This window comes from Pseudomonas sp. GW821-FHT03A09 (genome assembly GCF_059421065.1).
The window spans coordinates 318,629-335,288 of the sequence record NZ_JBWKUX010000001.1 but is presented as its reverse complement, the minus strand read 5'-3'; the positions used below and the strand labels follow the sequence as shown (position 1 = coordinate 335,288).

The 16,660-nt window shown below is 60.5% G+C and carries 14 protein-coding genes; 4 read left to right on the top strand and 10 right to left on the bottom strand.

The features are described from left to right. Entirely contained in the window at positions 1-1,977 is a 1,977-nt protein-coding gene (locus AC07V4_RS01545) for a methyl-accepting chemotaxis protein (protein WP_492635088.1), read from the bottom strand. Positions 1,978-2,144: 167 nt separating this feature from the next. Further along, the gene (locus tag AC07V4_RS01540; RefSeq protein WP_492635089.1) at positions 2,145-3,065 is read right to left on the bottom strand and encodes a LysR substrate-binding domain-containing protein; all 921 of its coding nucleotides are present in this window, start codon (positions 3,063-3,065) and stop codon (positions 2,145-2,147) included. Between the two features lie 152 nt (positions 3,066-3,217). Between AC07V4_RS01540 and AC07V4_RS01535 the strand changes: the two genes are divergently transcribed. Next, the gene (locus AC07V4_RS01535; protein WP_492635090.1) at positions 3,218-4,621 is read left to right on the top strand and encodes a NorM family multidrug efflux MATE transporter; all 1,404 of its coding nucleotides are present in this window, start codon (positions 3,218-3,220) and stop codon (positions 4,619-4,621) included. Between the two features lie 109 nt (positions 4,622-4,730). On the opposite strand, the gene AC07V4_RS01530 is transcribed toward AC07V4_RS01535, so the two are convergent. Continuing rightward, a complete protein-coding gene (locus tag AC07V4_RS01530) occupies positions 4,731-6,395 on the bottom strand; it encodes a putative bifunctional diguanylate cyclase/phosphodiesterase (RefSeq protein WP_492635091.1) in 1,665 nt (554 codons plus the stop codon). Positions 6,396-6,650: 255 nt separating this feature from the next. Between AC07V4_RS01530 and rep the strand changes: the two genes are divergently transcribed. Then, on the top strand, positions 6,651-8,660 hold the full coding sequence (gene rep / locus AC07V4_RS01525; RefSeq protein WP_492635092.1) for a DNA helicase Rep: 2,010 nt from the start codon (positions 6,651-6,653) through the stop codon (positions 8,658-8,660). A gap of 58 nt (positions 8,661-8,718) precedes the next feature. Then, a complete protein-coding gene (locus AC07V4_RS01520) occupies positions 8,719-9,291 on the top strand; it encodes a xanthine phosphoribosyltransferase (protein WP_003195447.1) in 573 nt (190 codons plus the stop codon). Between the two features lie 144 nt (positions 9,292-9,435). Here AC07V4_RS01520 and AC07V4_RS01515 read toward each other — a convergent pair whose 3' ends face one another. The 6 genes from AC07V4_RS01515 to dadA form a co-directional block, all read right to left on the bottom strand. Next, entirely contained in the window at positions 9,436-11,358 is a 1,923-nt protein-coding gene (locus tag AC07V4_RS01515) for an acetyl-CoA hydrolase/transferase C-terminal domain-containing protein (RefSeq protein ID WP_492635093.1), read from the bottom strand. Positions 11,359-11,494: 136 nt separating this feature from the next. Beyond that, entirely contained in the window at positions 11,495-11,905 is a 411-nt protein-coding gene (locus tag AC07V4_RS01510; protein WP_431751989.1) for a c-type cytochrome, read from the bottom strand. Between the two features lie 181 nt (positions 11,906-12,086). Further along, on the bottom strand, positions 12,087-12,635 hold the full coding sequence (locus tag AC07V4_RS01505; protein ID WP_492635094.1) for a cupin domain-containing protein: 549 nt from the start codon (positions 12,633-12,635) through the stop codon (positions 12,087-12,089). Between the two features lie 116 nt (positions 12,636-12,751). After that, a complete protein-coding gene (gene alr / locus AC07V4_RS01500) occupies positions 12,752-13,825 on the bottom strand; it encodes an alanine racemase (RefSeq protein WP_492635095.1) in 1,074 nt (357 codons plus the stop codon). Positions 13,826-13,904: 79 nt separating this feature from the next. After that, the gene (locus AC07V4_RS01495) at positions 13,905-14,258 is read right to left on the bottom strand and encodes a RidA family protein (RefSeq protein WP_034116404.1); all 354 of its coding nucleotides are present in this window, start codon (positions 14,256-14,258) and stop codon (positions 13,905-13,907) included. Next, positions 14,230-15,531, bottom strand: coding sequence for a D-amino acid dehydrogenase (dadA, locus tag AC07V4_RS01490; RefSeq protein WP_492635096.1), 1,302 nt, complete (start codon positions 15,529-15,531; stop codon positions 14,230-14,232). The genes AC07V4_RS01495 and dadA overlap by 29 nt, the downstream gene beginning before the upstream one ends. A 155-nt stretch (positions 15,532-15,686) precedes the next feature. Here dadA and AC07V4_RS01485 point away from each other — a divergent pair, with 155 nt between their 5' ends. Next, entirely contained in the window at positions 15,687-16,175 is a 489-nt protein-coding gene (locus AC07V4_RS01485) for an Lrp/AsnC ligand binding domain-containing protein (RefSeq protein ID WP_003176896.1), read from the top strand. A 49-nt stretch (positions 16,176-16,224) separates the two neighbouring features. Here AC07V4_RS01485 and AC07V4_RS01480 read toward each other — a convergent pair whose 3' ends face one another. After that, positions 16,225-16,578 carry a YkgJ family cysteine cluster protein gene (locus AC07V4_RS01480; RefSeq protein WP_016975913.1) on the bottom strand — a complete coding sequence of 118 codons (354 nt, stop codon included), beginning with the start codon at positions 16,576-16,578 and terminating at the stop codon, positions 16,225-16,227. Between the last annotated feature and the right edge of the window lie 82 nt (positions 16,579-16,660).

Genomic DNA, 16,660 nt, shown 5'->3' with positions numbered 1-16,660 from the left:
TTAACGAAAGCGATCCACTTCATGGCGCAAACTGGCCGCCAAGGACTCCAGTTCCTTGGCGGTAACGGCCAGGTTCGACACCACTTCGCGCTGCTCGCTGTTGGCCAGCGCAATGCTCTGCAGATTACTGCTGAGCACATTCGCGGTGCTGCTCTGCTCCTGGGTCGCCGTGGTGATCGCGGCGAACTGCTGGCCGGCCGAGCGACTTTGTTCGTCGATGCGCGCCAGGGCCGAGGCCACGTCGGCGTTGCGTGACAAGCCTTCCTGCATCAGCACATTGCCGTGTTCCATAGTGCTGATGGCGTTGCCGGTTTCCTGCTGGATGCTCTGGATCATCACCGAAATTTCGTCCGTGGCCTGACGCGTCCGCGACGCCAGGTTGCGCACTTCATCGGCAACCACCGCAAAGCCGCGCCCCTGCTCACCGGCCCGGGCCGCCTCGATGGCAGCGTTAAGCGCCAGCAGGTTGGTCTGTTCGGCAATCGAGGTAATCACACCCACGATCCCACCGATTTCCTGGGAGCGCTGGCCCAAGGTGTTGATCACCGTAGCCGTGCTGTTCAGCGCAGCAGCGATGTGTTCGAGGGACGACGACGCTTCCTGCATCGACGTACGGCCGATGCGGGTTTGCTGGGCATTTTCCTGGGCCAGTCGCTCGGTATTGCCCATGTTGTCGGCAATGTTCAACGAAGTGGCGCTGAACTCTTCTACCGCACCGGCCATGCTGGTGATCTCGCCGGACTGTTGCTCCATGCCTTCATACGCACCGCCAGACAGGCCGGACAACGCCTGAGCACGGTTGTTGACCTCCTCGGCGGCCTTGCGGATGTGCGAGACCATGGTCGACAGCGCTTCCCCCATCTGGTTGAAGCTGCGCGCCAACTGGCCGATTTCATCATGGCTGGACACGTTCAAGCGGGCGCTCAAATCGCCGGCGCCCAAGGCTTCGGCCTGGCGCACCAAGTCACTCAGAGGCTGCAACTTACTGCGCAGCAACCAGACTGCCGCGCCCACCGCCAGCAGCATTGCCAGCAGGCTGCCAATCACCAGGCGAATCCCCACCGCCCAGGTCACCGCGCGAATCTCGGACTTCGGCATGCTCGCCACCACCGACCACGGGCCGCCTTCAAATGGCACCGCGACGCTGTAGAAGTCTTCGTTTTTGTCACTCCAGAAGCGCCCTGAGCCCGGCTTTTTCGCCAGGTCGAGCATTACCGGGATCGCCTGGTCCGGCGCCTGCACGCCAGCGGGTGGCACCAGCCAGTGTTTCTGTTCATCCAGCAACGCGAGAGAGCCAGTCTGGCCTATACGGAAACGCTTGAGATTGTCGAACTGGGCCTTCTGCTCATCGGTGTAGTCAAAGCCAATGAACAACACGGCGATCACTTTGCCACCCGCGTCCCGCACCGGGGTGTACTGGGTCATATAGGACCGATCAAACAGCACCGCACGCCCCACATACCCTTGCCCAGCCAGTAGACGCTGGTAAGCCGGATGTTGGTGATCGAGCACGGTGCCGATAGCACGGTTGCCGTCCTGCTTGGTCAGGGAGGTGCTGATGCGGATAAAGTCTTCACCGCTGCGTACGAATACCGTCGCGACGCCGCCAGACATCTGCTTGAACTCGTCCACTTCGACGAAATTGTTGTTCAGCACAACGTCACCCAGAAACAGGCTTGGGGTTTGCACGCCGGCCACGGACACTGGTTGGTCCGACCGCACACTCAAGCCGGCGCCAAAGCGCTTTTCAAACAGCCCGCTCAAGCGCTGGGTACTTTCACGCAAGGTGCTGTGGAAGGTATTGAGTTGGTCCGCCAGCAGGCGTGCCTCACTGGCCAGGTGTTCCTCGCGGGTATCGAGGTTGGCGGAGTCGAGGGAACGCAGGGCGAAGACCGTACTGCCGCTGATGACGACAGCCAGAATAACGGCCAAGGCGAGACCTAACTGGGAGGCGATCCGAGCGCGAGGTTGAGACATGACAGCTCCTGGCCGAGGCCAGGATCGTCCTGATCTCATAGCGCTGCTCGGCAATTTATCTAATGGGTAGCGTGGGTGCACGATGGTTCCAACACCCTTTCTTCGGCGGGTGCGGGCAATACTTGAGCGTTACACAGGGGTATCGCGCAAACGATTGCACTGCCCACTCAATCCAGGCGTTCAACTCGTGGGAACTCCATGGCGCGGACCTCACCTTGAAGAAACTCCGCCAAACGCCGCAAGCGTTCACCGCCTGGACGGGTTTTGGGCCACACCAAGTAGTAACTTTCCCCACTGGCTACCGCCGTCGGCCACGGCAAGCTCAATCGCCCTTGGGCCACATCCTCGGCCACCATCAACAGGTCGCCCATGGACACCCCATAGCCTCGCGCGGCGGCGATCATGCCCAGTTCCAGGGTGTCAAACACCTGACCGCCCTTGAGCGACACCTGGGATGACAGCCCCATGCGTTCCAGCCAGTTGCGCCAATCGCGACGGTCCGGCGTGGGATGCAGCAGTTCGGCACCTGCCAGGCGTTCGACGCCCCAAGGTCCGTCATCCAACAGGTTCGGTGCGCCCACTGGAATCAGCAATTCAGGGAACAAGTAACTGGCCTCCCAATCTGCCGGAAAGTGCCCATAGCTGAGCAACACCGCACAGTCGAAGGGCTCCTGATTGAAATCCACTTCATCCACGCTCATCCACGCGCTGGTCAATTGCACCTCATTGCCCGGCTGCAAGGCCCGGAAGCGACTGAGCCGCGCCAGCAGCCAGCGCATAGTCAACGTGGACGGCGCCTTCATGCGCAGGATGTCATCTTCAGCGTTCAAGGTATGGCAGGCCCGCTCCAGCGCGGCGAAGCCTTCGCGTACGCCCGGCAGCAACAGACGCGCGGCCTCGGTGAGCTGCAAGGTGCGGCCGCTGCGCTGGAACAGGCGGCAGGCGAAATGCTCTTCCAGCGTGCGGATGTGCCGGCTTACGGCACTCTGGGTAATCGACAGCTCCTCCGCCGCACGGGTGAAGGAGTTATGCCGGGAAGCCGCTTCAAAAGCACGCAAGGCATACAGCGGAGGAAGACGACGAGACATGCAGAAAGCTCCGACGGCGCAATCTCGAAACCCTAACAGAATCCATCAGGCATGAGTTTTAATCATGCGGATGATCGCATTTATCGTTTTGTACAATTGGCTGAGAGCGCCGAGAATCAACCCTCCCCCAACCCTCTGATTTTCCGAGCGTGATGATCATGCAACATCCGGCGCGTACCGAACTCTGGGCCATTCTGCGGCTGTCAGGGCCACTGATTGCCTCACAGTTGGCGCACATGTTGATGGTGCTGACCGACACCCTGATGATGGCCCGCCTCAGCCCCGAAGCCCTGGCCGGTGGCGGCCTTGGCGCGGCGAGTTATTCGTTCGTGGCGATTTTCTGCATCGGCGTGATTGCCGCCGTGGGCACCCTGGTTGCCATTCGTCACGGCGCAGGCGACATCGAAGGCGCCACCCGCCTGACCCAGGCCGGACTATGGCTTGCCTGGCTGATGGCCCTGGCGGCGGCCCTGCTGCTATGGAACCTCAAGCCGGTGCTGCTGATGTTCGGCCAGACCGAAACCAATGTGCACGCGGCGGGGCAATTCCTGACCATCCTGCCGTTCGCCCTGCCCGGCTACCTGAGCTTCATGGCCCTGCGCGGCTTTACCAGCGCCATCGGCAAGGCGACGCCCGTCATGGTGATCAGCCTGTGTGGCACCGTCGTCAACTACCTGCTCAACCATGCGTTGATCGAAGGCATGTTTGGCCTGCCCAAACTGGGTTTGATGGGTATCGGGCTGGTCACTGCAATCGTTGCCAACTGCATGGCGCTGGCGCTGTGGTGGTACATCCGCAGCAACCGCACTTACGCTGCCTACCCGCTGGGTACGGGCCTGCTTCGCCTGAACACCCACTACTTGCGTGAACTGTGGCGCCTGGGCTTGCCGATTGGCGGCACCTATGCCGTGGAGGTCGGGCTGTTCGCCTTCGCAGCGCTGTGCATGGGCACCATGGGCAGTACGCAGTTGGCGGCGCACCAGATCGCCCTGCAAATTGTGTCGGTGGCGTTCATGGTGCCGGCGGGGATGTCGTACGCGGTGACCATGCGTATCGGCCAGCATTACGGCGCCGGGCAACTGCTGCAGGCGCGCCTGGCCGGGCGGGTCGGCATCGGTTTTGGTGCGATGGTGATGCTGGGGTTTGCGGCGGTGCTGTGGCTGTTTTCCGACCCACTGATCGGGCTTTTCCTCGATCATAACGACCCGGCTTTCCACGACGTCATCGTCCTGGCCGTGAGCCTGCTGGCCGTCGCCGCCTGGTTTGAGCTGTTCGACGGCGTGCAAACCATCGCCATGGGCTGCATCCGCGGGCTGAAAGACGCCAAGACCACCTTCCTGGTGGGCCTGGGTTGCTACTGGCTGATTGGCGCACCGTCGGCGTGGCTGATGGCCTTCACCCTGGGCTGGGGGCCGACCGGTGTGTGGTGGGGGTTGGCGTTGGGGCTGGCGTGTGCGGCGATCACCCTGACCTGGGCGTTTGAAGCGAAGATGAAGCGGATGATTCGCCAGGAGCCTGAAGTCTCACCTGAATTCCAAGCGCTGCAGCCTGAGTAGCGGCTGTACGCGGTCAATGTGGGAGCTGGCTTGCCTGCGATAGCGCAATGTCAGGCGACAGAAGTGTCGACTGCCAGGCCGTCATCGCAGGCAAGCCAGCTCCCACAACTCAACCCAGCAAAGCCTCCTGGCTCTTGCCGAAGGTCAGGTACTCCACCAACTCCGGCAACGGCAACGGTTTGCTGATGAGATAGCCCTGAGCCTGGTCGCAGCCGAACAAGCGCAACAGCGCCAGCTGTTCAGGCGTTTCCACACCTTCGGCCACCACTTCCAGGTTGAGGTTGTGGGCCAGGTTGATCATCGCGTGCACCAGCTTGCGGTTTTCTTCGCGCTCCTCCATGCCGCCGACGAAGCTCTTGTCGATCTTCAACAAGGCAATCGGCAGGCTGTTGAGGTGCACGAACGATGAGAAACCGGTGCCGAAGTCATCCAGGGAAAACCGCACGCCAAGGCGACCCAGGGCGTCCATGGTCTGCTTGACCAGGTCGCTGCGCCGCATCACGGCGGTTTCGGTCAGTTCGAATTCAAGCCACTGCGCCTCCACACCGCGCTCGGCAATCAGCCGACTGAGTGTCGAGAGCAACTGGCTGTCCTGGAATTGGCGAAATGACAGGTTGACCGCCATGTGCAGCGCAGGCAGGCCGCGTTCGCGCAGGTCTTGCATGTCGCGCAGGGCCCGGGAGATGACCCAGTAACCCAGCGGCACGATCAAGCCGCTCTGCTCGGCCAGGGGCACGAATTCACTGGGCGGCAACAGCCCACGCTCACCGTGGCGCCAGCGCACCAGGGCTTCCAGGCCGACGATATGCCCGTCGTCCAGGTCCAGGCGCGGCTGGTAATGCAGCTCCAGCTCGTCACGGCGCAACGCACGGCGCAGTTCACTTTCCAGATCGGCCAGGCTGCGGGCGTTGCGGTTGATGCGTTCGTTGAAGATATGAAAGGTGCAGCCCTGTGTGCTCTTGGCCTGCTGCATGGCGATATGGGCGTGCCACATCAATGGGTCGGCACCGGCGCGTGCACGGGCATGGGCCACACCGAGGCTGCAGCCGATCAACAGGCTTTCACCATCGACCCAGTACGGTTCGGCCATCACTTCGGTGATGCGCTCAGCCATCCATTCGGCGCGCTGGGGCGCGCGGCGGGTGTCGATCAGCAGCGCGAATTCGTCGCTGCCCAGGCGTGCCAACTGGTCCCCGGCTTCGAGCTGGCTCTTGAGCCGCGACACCACTTGCAGGATCAAACGGTCGCCAGCCTGATGCCCCAAAGCGTCGTTGGCATGACGGAAGTTGTCGAGATCCAGATGCCCAAGGGCCAGGCCGCGCCCTTCGTTTTCCGCCAGCCGCGCTGCCAGCAAGGTCTGAAAACCCTGGCGATTGGCGATGCCGGTGAGCGGGTCCTGTTCGGCCAGGCGTTGCAAGGTGTTCTCCAGCACACCGCGCTCACGCACGTGGCGCAGGCAACGGCGTAATGTGTCGGCGTCCAATACATTGCGGATCAGCCAATCGCTGACCCCCAGCGGCGGCACCAGCGGCTCCTGTTCCAACAGCAATACGCACGGCAAACTGCAACGGCCGGGACCGGGTTGCAGGTTGGGTTCGGTCAATAACACAGCACCGTGGTCGTCATCGAACAGACGACTCACCGAGTCCCAGTTGGGTGCGCTGATCAGCACAGCCCCTTCGCCCATCGGCGCCAGGCACTCGCGCAGCAATGCTGCCCACTCAGGCGTATCGGCCAGAAGCAGCAAACGCAAGGGTTCGACAGGCGTAGACAAGCTAGCTCCCTAGACTCTGCAAGATTTCATTGGCGGCGGGCAGTATGACGTGCGGCCTGACAATCACCAATGATAAGACTTATCAAATACGCAGACTGCACACATCAGCTGCAAAAGCTCCCACATCCTGCGGCAAAGTATCAAAACCGGCAAATTTAGATCGAGTGGTACGTCACACTGTCGTTCTGTGAGAGCAGAATCCTGCGAGCCTGTTAAAATGCCCGCCCTTTTGAACAACGACTCCCTGAATTTCGTATGTCCCGACTCAATCCCCGGCAGCAAGAAGCCGTGAACTACGTCGGCGGCCCTCTATTGGTGCTCGCCGGTGCTGGCTCCGGCAAGACCAGCGTGATCACCCGCAAGATCGCGCACCTGATCCAGAGCTGCGGCATCCGCGCCCAGTACATCGTCGCCATGACCTTTACCAACAAGGCGGCGCGGGAAATGAAAGAGCGTGTGGGCACGCTACTCAAGAGCGGCGAGGGCCGCGGCCTCACCGTGTGTACCTTCCACAACCTGGGCCTGAACATCATCCGCAAGGAACATGTGCGCCTGGGCTACAAGCCCGGTTTCTCGATCTTCGACGAAACCGACGTGAAGTCGCTGATGACCGACATCATGCAAAAGGAGTACGCAGGCGACGACGGCGTGGACGAGATCAAGAACATGATCGGCGCCTGGAAAAACGACCTGATCCTGCCCGCCCAGGCCCTGGAAAACGCGCGCAACCCCAAGGAACAGACCGCCGCCATCGTCTACACCCACTACCAGCGCACGCTCAAGGCGTTCAACGCGGTGGACTTCGACGACCTGATCCTGCTGCCGGTGAAGCTGTTCGAGGAACACGCCGACATCCTCGAAAAATGGCAGAACAAGGTGCGCTATCTGTTGGTGGACGAATACCAGGACACCAACGCCAGCCAATACCTGCTGGTGAAAATGCTGATTGGCAAGCGCAACCAGTTCACCGTGGTGGGCGACGACGACCAGTCGATCTACGCCTGGCGCGGCGCCCGCCCGGAAAACCTGATGCTGCTCAAGGACGACTACCCGTCCCTGAAAGTGGTGATGCTGGAGCAGAACTACCGCTCCACCAGTCGCATCCTGCGCTGCGCCAACGTGCTGATTTCCAACAACCCCCACGAGTTTGAAAAACAACTGTGGAGCGAGATGGGCCACGGCGACGAGATCCGCGTGATCCGCTGCCGCAACGAAGACGCCGAAGCTGAACGCGTGGCCGTTGAAATCCTCAGCCTGCACTTGCGCACCGACCGGCCTTACAGCGATTTCGCGATTCTTTATCGCGGCAACTACCAGGCCAAACTGATCGAGCTGAAGTTGCAGCACCATCAGGTGCCGTATCGCCTGTCGGGCGGCAACAGCTTTTTCGGACGCCAGGAAGTGAAAGACCTGATGGCCTACTTCCGACTGATCGTGAACCCGGACGACGACAACGCCTTTCTGCGCGTGATCAACGTGCCGCGCCGGGAAATCGGTTCCACCACCCTGGAAAAACTCGGCAACTACGCCACCGAACGCAAGATCTCGATGTACGCCGCCACCGACGAAATCGGCTTGGGCGAACACCTGGACACCCGCTTCACCGACCGCCTGTCGCGCTTCAAGCGCTTCATGGACAAGGTGCGCGAGCAGTGCGCGGGCGAAGACCCGATCAGCGCCCTGCGCAGCATGGTCATGGACATCGACTATGAAAACTGGCTGCGCACCAACAGTTCCAGCGATAAAGCTGCGGATTACCGCATGAGCAACGTCTGGTTCCTGATCGAAGCGTTGAAGAACACCCTGGAAAAAGACGAAGACGGCGAAATGACCGTCGAAGACGCCATCGGCAAGCTGGTGCTGCGTGACATGCTTGAGCGCCAGCAGGAAGAGGAAGACGGCGCCGAAGGTGTGCAGATGATGACCTTGCATGCCTCCAAAGGCCTGGAATTCCCCTACGTGTTCATCATGGGCATGGAAGAGGAAATCCTCCCGCACCGCTCCAGCATCGAAGCCGACACCATCGAAGAAGAACGGCGCCTGGCCTACGTGGGCATTACCCGCGCACGTCAGACACTGGCCTTCACCTTCGCCGCCAAGCGTAAGCAATACGGCGAAATCATCGATTGTGCCCCCAGCCGGTTCCTCGACGAACTTCCGCCGGACGACCTGGCCTGGGAAGGCAATGACGACACCCCCACCGAGGTGAAGGCCGTCCGCGGCAACACCGCCTTGGCGGATATACGCGCGATGTTAAAGCGCTAGAATCGACTACTTTTTAATCTACTTTCGGCGCACACCGCGCCATTAGAGGAAGCTTTCCGTGGAAGCACTGCACAAGAAAATTCGCGAAGAAGGCATCGTGCTTTCCGATCAGGTACTCAAGGTCGACGCCTTCCTGAACCACCAGATCGACCCGGCGCTGATGAAACTGATCGGCGACGAATTCGCCGCGTTGTTCAAGGACTCGGGCATCACCAAGATCGTCACCATCGAGGCCTCGGGTATCGCACCGGCGATCATGACCGGCCTGAACCTGGGCGTGCCGGTGATCTTCGCCCGCAAACAACAGTCCCTGACCCTGACTGAAAACCTGCTATCGGCAACGGTGTACTCTTTCACCAAGAAGACCGAAAGCACTGTAGCGATCTCCCCACGCCACCTGACCAGCAGCGACCGCGTGCTGGTGATCGATGACTTCCTGGCCAACGGCAAGGCGTCCCAGGCGCTGATTTCGATCATCAAGCAAGCCGGGGCAACCGTGGCGGGCTTGGGGATTGTGATCGAGAAGTCGTTCCAGGGTGGCCGTGCGGAGCTGGATGCACAGGGTTATCGCGTTGAGTCGCTGGCGCGGGTCAAATCGCTGGCCGGTGGTGTTGTGACCTTTATCGAGTAAGCAGCAACACTGCAAATCTTGAGTAAGCACAGTTAAATGTGGGAGCTGGCTTGCCTGCGAAAGCGGAGTGTCAGGCGACATCAATGTCGCTGTTCTACCGCAATCGCAGGCAAGCCAGCTCCCACATTTGGCTTGTGTGATCTGTTAGGTGGCGGTGGCCTGTAGGCCTGCCAGCAACAAGCGCTGATACAGATCCTCCTTCAACCCCTCCGGCTTATCCAACCGCATCCGCTCCAGATGCTTGGGAAACGCCTCCGGCTCCGGTGCATCCAGCGCAGCCCTGCCCAACTCCAGGATCTCCGTCAGCTTGAACTTGCTCTTGAGCCAATTCAGTGCGCGCAACAGATCCTTTTCTTCATCAGTGAAGTCACTACCCAGCGGATACTCCGGAAACAACCGACGATGCCGCGCCTGAGTGTCTTTGAGCCGCTGCGGCGTATTGTCGGTAAAGCGCGGGTCCAGCCGGAATTCCTTGGGCAGCTTGCCGGCCTTTTGTGCCTGTTCGATCAAGTCGCCCTGGAAGCGTGAATCGGTGATGTTCAGTAGCGCCTCAATCACCTTGGCATCCGTCTGCCCACGCAAGTCGGCGATACCGTACTCGGTGACGACGATATCCCGCAGGTGCCGTGGAATGGTGCAGTGGCCGTATTCCCAGACGATATTGGAACTGACCTCCCCCGCCGACTCGCGCCAGCTGCGCAGGATCAATATCGATCGCGCACCTTCCAGCGCATGGCCTTGAGCAACGAAGTTGTACTGCCCGCCCACGCCGCTGAGCACGCGACCATCTTCCAACTGATCAGCCACGCCCGCACCGAGCAGCGTCACCATGATTGCGCTGTTGATGAAGCGAGCATCCAGCCGTTGCAGACGCTTGAGTTCTTCCTGGCCATACAGCTCGTTGATGTAGCTGATGCGGGTCATGTTGAATTCAAGGCGCTTGGAGTGAGTCATTTCCTGCAAGCGCTGGTAAAAACTACACGGCCCAAGGAAGAAACCGCCGTGGATCGACACGCCGTCGGGCTGCGCTGCACCATCCAGGGTACCGGCGTTGGCTTGCGCCTGGGTCGCTACGTCCGGGTAGACCTTGCGCCGCACAATCCCAGCATCGGCCAGCACCAGCAGGCCGTTGACGAACATTTCACTGCAACCATAAAGGCCCTGCGCAAAGGGTGCGACACCGCCTTCATGACTGATCAACGGCGCCCACTGGTACACATCCAGGTCCGTCAGCAGCAGTCGATAGGCTTCGTTATCGGCCTGGCGCGCCAGCAAGGCAGCGGTCAGCGCATCGCCCATGGAGCCGATGCCGATCTGCAAGGTGCCGCCATCGCGCACCAGAGTACTGGCATGCAGGCCGATAAAGTGGTCCTGGAACCCCACCGGCATGTTCGGCGTGGAGAACAACGTGGTGCTGTCCTTTTCGTCGAGCAGGTAATCGAACGCGTCCATGCCCAGTTCGGCATCACCCGGCATATAGGGCAAATCGCGGTGGACCTGACCCACGACCAGGATGGTTTCCCCGGCCTCACGGCGCTTGGCGATCATCGGCAACAGATCGAGGGTGATATCGGGGTTGCAACTCAGGCTCAGGCGATCGGGATGCTCAGCGCTACTGGCCACCAACTGTGCCACCAGGTTTAGGCCTGCCGCATTGATATCCCGCGCAGCATGGCTGTAGTTGCTGCTCACGTAGTCCTGTTGGGCCGAGGCGCTGTGGAGCAGGCTGCCGGGCTGCATGAAGAACTGCTGTACGCGAATGTTTTTCGGCAAATTGTCCTTGTGCAAATCGGCGAGGAAATCCAGTTCCGGGTAGTCGCCAAATACGCGCTCGATGAAGGGTTCGAGAAAGCGCTTCTGCAAGCCGTCCCCCATCGTGGGGCGGCCCAGGCTCAATGCGGTGTAGATCGTCAGCGCCCGCTCAGGCAACTGGGCGATACGCCGATACAACGCATTGACGAACAGGTTGGGCTTGCCCAGCCCCAGTGGCATGCCCATGTGGACATGTGCCGGCAGCCGCGCCAGCACGTCGTCAACGGCTTGCTCGATTGAACACAACTGCACCATCCGACCCTCCTGAACATTCCGTGATTAGGGGTTGGACAGAGAGTGGCCGGTCTTTGCTGCAAAGAACAGCCTGATACATAAAATACAGCCACAAAAAAGCCGCTCGTAAGCGGCATTTTTGGCGAAGATCCGTCGATTACAGGCCGGACATCTTCTTGATTGCACCCTTGAGCTCGTCATCCGAGCAATCGGCGCAGGTGCCTTTCGGCGGCATGGCATTCAGCCCGGTGATCGCCTTGGCCAGCAGGCCGTCGAGCCCCCCTTGATGGTCGGCGCGATCTTTCCACGCTGCGGCGTCACCGATTTTCGGTGCACCCAGCAAGCCAGTACCGTGGCACGCGTTGCAGTGCTTGGCGATGATGTCGTCCGGGGTTTTCGCCCCGCCGCCGCCCGCTGCTACGGCGACTTCCATGCCTTTACACTCCTGGCCTTGAACACAGACTTGGCCGACAGGCTCCAGGCGCTTGGCAATTTCATCATTGGTCGCAGCTTGAGCGCTGACAGCCCATAGGGCCAGTACGGTTGCTGGTGCAGCCAGCATTTTCATAATTAGGTTCACGCGTTCACCCTCAATGGTGGCTATTCACGCCTGCGGCCACGGTTTCGCAGGCGGCGAAAGTATAACGGTTAGCCCGTCTGGCCGAAACAACCCTATTAAATAAAGGGAGATTCGGCGGCACGGATAGAGCTACGGGTGTGTCTGCAACGCTGGCAGCACGCCTCTTCTGTCAAAAGTTCGCAGGTGTGGCTGCGCTGATTAGTCGCGCTGGCGCGTCGAACGGGTTGCGAAAACGATGGGGCTTGGTGCTTTCAAAGTAGTAGCTATCGCCAGCTTCGAGCACAAAAGTTTCAAGCCCGACCACCAACTCCAGACGCCCTTCCACCAGAATCCCGGTTTCCTCGCCGTCATGAGTGAGCATTTCTTCGCCTGTGTCGGCGCCCGGCGGGTAGATTTCGTTGAGAAACGCAATCGCCCGGCTGGGGTGCGCGCGGCCTACCAGCTTCATGGTCACGGCGCCGTCCGAGATGTCGATCAGCTCATTGGCTTTATAGACGATCTGCGTCGGTATTTCCTGGAGGATCTCCTCGGAAAAGAACTCGACCATGGACATGGGGATGCCACCCAGCACCTTGCGCAAGGAGCTGATCGAGGGGCTGACGCTATTTTTTTCGATCATCGAAATGGTGCTGTTGGTGACACCCGCACGCTTGGCGAGCTCACGCTGGGAAAGACCTTTGAGTTTACGGATGGATTGCAGTCGTTCGCCGACGTCCAATGCAGGAGCCTCCTAGGATTCAGGCTTTGTTGTAGTTGAGCGTTATCATGGCGACAGCGTTCAGTATTTACAACACTTGGGCCTAAATCCCGGGCAGCGGAGTTCGTATCGGGCGATCAAGCGCCGGAATAGAGCCTTGGAACGCGGCGCAGGTTGCAGAAAATCTGGTAGGGAATGGTTTCGGCGGCGGTCGCGACGTCGCTGGCGAGGATATTCTTGCCCCACAACTCCACCGTCGAGCCAAGGCCGGCCTGGGGCACATCCGTCAGGTCGATGCACAGCATGTCCATGGAGACGCGGCCCAGCAACTGGCTGCGCTGGCCCGCCACCAACACCGGTGTGCCGGTGGGTGCATGACGTGGATAACCATCGGCATACCCCATGGCAACCACACCGATGCGCATCGGCTTGGGCGTGATGAACTTGGCACCGTAGCCCACCGGCTCACCGGCCGGCAGTTCGCGAACGCAGATAACCTTGGACTCGAGGGTCATCACCGGCTGCAAACGAGCGGCGATGGCCTGGTCTTCACCAAACGGCGTGGCGCCGTACAACATGATGCCCGGGCGTACCCAGTCGCTGGACACACCCGGCCAGCCCATCACCGCTGGCGAATTGCGCAGACTCACCTCAGCCGACAAGCCCTGGCGCGCAGCCTCAAACACTGCAACCTGTTCATTACTGCGCACGCAATCGAGCTCATCGGCACGGGCGAAGTGGCTCATCAACACGATCTTGGCGACTTTGCCGCTGGCCAGCAGGCGCTGGTAAGCCTCGTGATAGTCCTTGGGGTGCAGGCCCACGCGGTGCATGCCCGAATCCAGCTTGAGCCAGACCGTCAGTGGCTTGCTCAAGCGGGCCTGCTCGATGGCCTCCAGTTGCCACAGCGAATGCACCACGCACCAGAAATCATGCTCGATGATCAGCGGTAACTCGTCGGCTTCGAAAAAGCCTTCCAGCAACAGCACCGGCGCGCGGATACCGGCGGCGCGCAGTTCCAGCGCCTCCTCGATGCACGCCACGGCAAACCCATCGGCCTCGGCTTCCAGCACCTGGGCCATACGCACGGCGCCATGGCCGTAGGCATCGGCCTTGACCACGGCGAGGGCCTTGGCCCCCGTGACTTCACGAGCCAATTGGTAGTTGTGGCGCAGGGCTTGGAGATCGATCAGGGCACGGGCAGGACGCATGGCGGCAGGCTTCTAGGCGGCAGAGTGAAGAAAAACCGGTACCGACCGACAACGCCGGCACCGGGAGAGGGATCTTGATTTAAGGCAGCGCGGCCACAACGGACAGCTCTACCAGGATTTCCGGTTCGCACAGCTTGGCTTCAACCGTGGCACGGGCTGGAGCAACTCCCTTGGGCAGCCACTTGTCCCACACCGCGTTCATGCCGGCGAAATCGGCGTCGATGTCTTTCAGGTAGATCGTCACCGACAGCAACTTGGTCTTGTCGGTGCCGGCCAAATCCAGCAAACGTTCGATATTGGCCAGGGTTTCACGGGTCTGTTGTTCAATCCCGGCACTCATGTCGTCGCCGACTTGGCCTGCCAAATACACGGTGCCGCTGTGAACGACGATCTGGCTCATGCGCTCATTGGTGAGCTGGCGCTGGATTGACATGTTTTGCGGACTCCTGGTGGTTGCCATAACGGGAAATATCGAGGCCTTCGGCGCTGATCTGCGGGGTCTTCTTCGCCATCAGGTCGGCCAACAAACGACCGGAGCCACAGGCCATGGTCCAACCGAGGGTGCCGTGGCCGGTATTCAGGAACAGGTTCTTGAATGGGGTAGCACCGACAATCGGTGTGCCATCGGGTGTGGTCGGACGCAGGCCGGTCCAGAACGTGGCTTCAGTCAAATCGCCGCCCTGAGGATAAAGGTCGTTGACGATCATCTCCAGGGTTTCACGCCGACGCGGGTTGAGCGACAGGTCAAAACCGGCTATTTCAGCCATGCCGCCGACGCGGATGCGGTTGTCGAAACGGGTGATCGCGACCTTGTAGGTCTCGTCGAGAATGGTTGAGGTCGGTGCCATCGCCGGGTTCGTGATCGGCACGGTCAGCGAGTAGCCCTTGAGTGGGTACACCGGTGCCTTGATCCCCAGCGGCTTGAGCAGCTTCGGCGAGTAGCTGCCGAGAGCCAGCACGTAGCGGTCGGCGGTTTCCAGCTGGCCGTCGATCCACACGCCGTTGATACGGTCGCCCGCATAATCCAGGCGCTGGATGTCTTGTTCGAAACGGAATTCGACGCCCAGTTGCTTGCACATCTCGGCCAGGCGCGTAGTGAACATCTGGCAATCGCCGGTCTGGTCGTTCGGCAGGCGCAGGGCACCGGCTAGAATATCCGTAACGCTGGCCAAGGCTGGCTCAACGCGTGCAATACCGGCGCGGTCGAGCAACTCGAATGGCACACCGGACTCCTTGAGCACCGCGATGTCCTTGGCGGCGCCATCGAGCTGGGCTTGAGTGCGGAACAACTGGGTGGTGCCAAGGCTGCGGCCTTCATAGGCGATACCGGTCTCGGCGCGCAGTTCATCGAGGCAGTCGCGGCTGTACTCGGACAGGCGCACCATGCGCTCCTTGTTCACCGCGTAACGGCTGGCGGTGCAGTTGCGCAGCATCTGCGCCATCCACAAGTATTGGTCGATATCGGCGGTGGCCTTGATCGCCAGGGGCGCGTGGCGCTGCAACAACCACTTGATAGCCTTGAGCGGTACGCCCGGCGCAGCCCAAGGCGAAGCATAACCAGGGGAGACTTGGCCTGCGTTGGCGAAACTGGTTTCCATGGCAGCAGCAGGCTGACGGTCGACCACAACGACTTCAAAGCCGGCCCGAGCCAAATAGTAGGCGCTGGTCACCCCAATGACGCCGCTACCCAAGACCAGAACGCGCATTTTTATATCCTCATCGCGGCTTGACCGCTGACGTGTGTTGTTCGAGCAATGATGCGCGCAGTATAAAAAGCAATTGCCAGTGCATTTCACTATATAACTGCCTATATTTGGCGACAATTCTCGGCAATAACCCTTTTCACAGAGGCGTATCCCCTATGCGTACCAACACTCAGACCAAGCGGGAGCTGGACAAGATCGACCGCAACATCCTGCGCATCCTGCAAACCGATGGGCGCATTTCGTTCACGGAGCTGGGGGAAAAAGTCGGGTTGTCGACCACGCCGTGCACCGAGCGGGTCCGTCGGCTGGAGCGCGAAGGGATCATCATGGGTTACAACGCGAGGCTCAACCCGCAGCATTTGAAGGGCAGTTTGCTGGTATTTGTCGAGATCAGCCTCGATTACAAGTCCGGCGACACCTTTGAAGAGTTCCGCCGCGCCGTGCTGAAACTGCCCCACGTGCTGGAGTGCCATCTGGTCTCAGGCGACTTCGACTACCTGGTGAAAGCGCGGATTTCCGAGATGGCGTCTTACCGGAAATTGCTCGGCGATATCCTGCTCAAGCTGCCCCATGTGCGGGAATCCAAGAGCTATATCGTGATGGAAGAGGTGAAAGAGAGCTTGAACCTGCCGATCCCGGATTGAGCTGACACAACTCGGTCAAATGTGGGAGCTGGCTTGCCGCGAACACACGCTATACCAGTACCTGCCGAGTGCTCGCCATGTACTCGTGGATCTGCTTCTCCACCCGCGGGTGAATCAGTTCCACCGGCCGCCGCCCATTCGGGCACGGCAGGGTCTTGGTGGTGCCGAACAGCCGGCAGATCAGCGGGCGTTCGTCGTACACCGTGCAACCGTTAGGGCCCAGGTGCACGCAGTTCAGCTCGTCCATGGCTGCGTCCTGTTCAGCGGCGGTCTTGCGTGGCAGCCGCGACATTTCCTCGGGCGACGTCGTCACCGGCCCACAGCAGTCGTGGCAACCGGGAACGCACTCGAACGAAGGAATCTGCCTGCGCAGCGCGCTGATTTTCTGACTGTTGCAACTCATCGAAACACGTACCGAACGGCGAATAGGCGTGGATTCTGCCGCAAAAAGCCCCGGTGAGACAGCTTCGCCCGACCGCTGTATC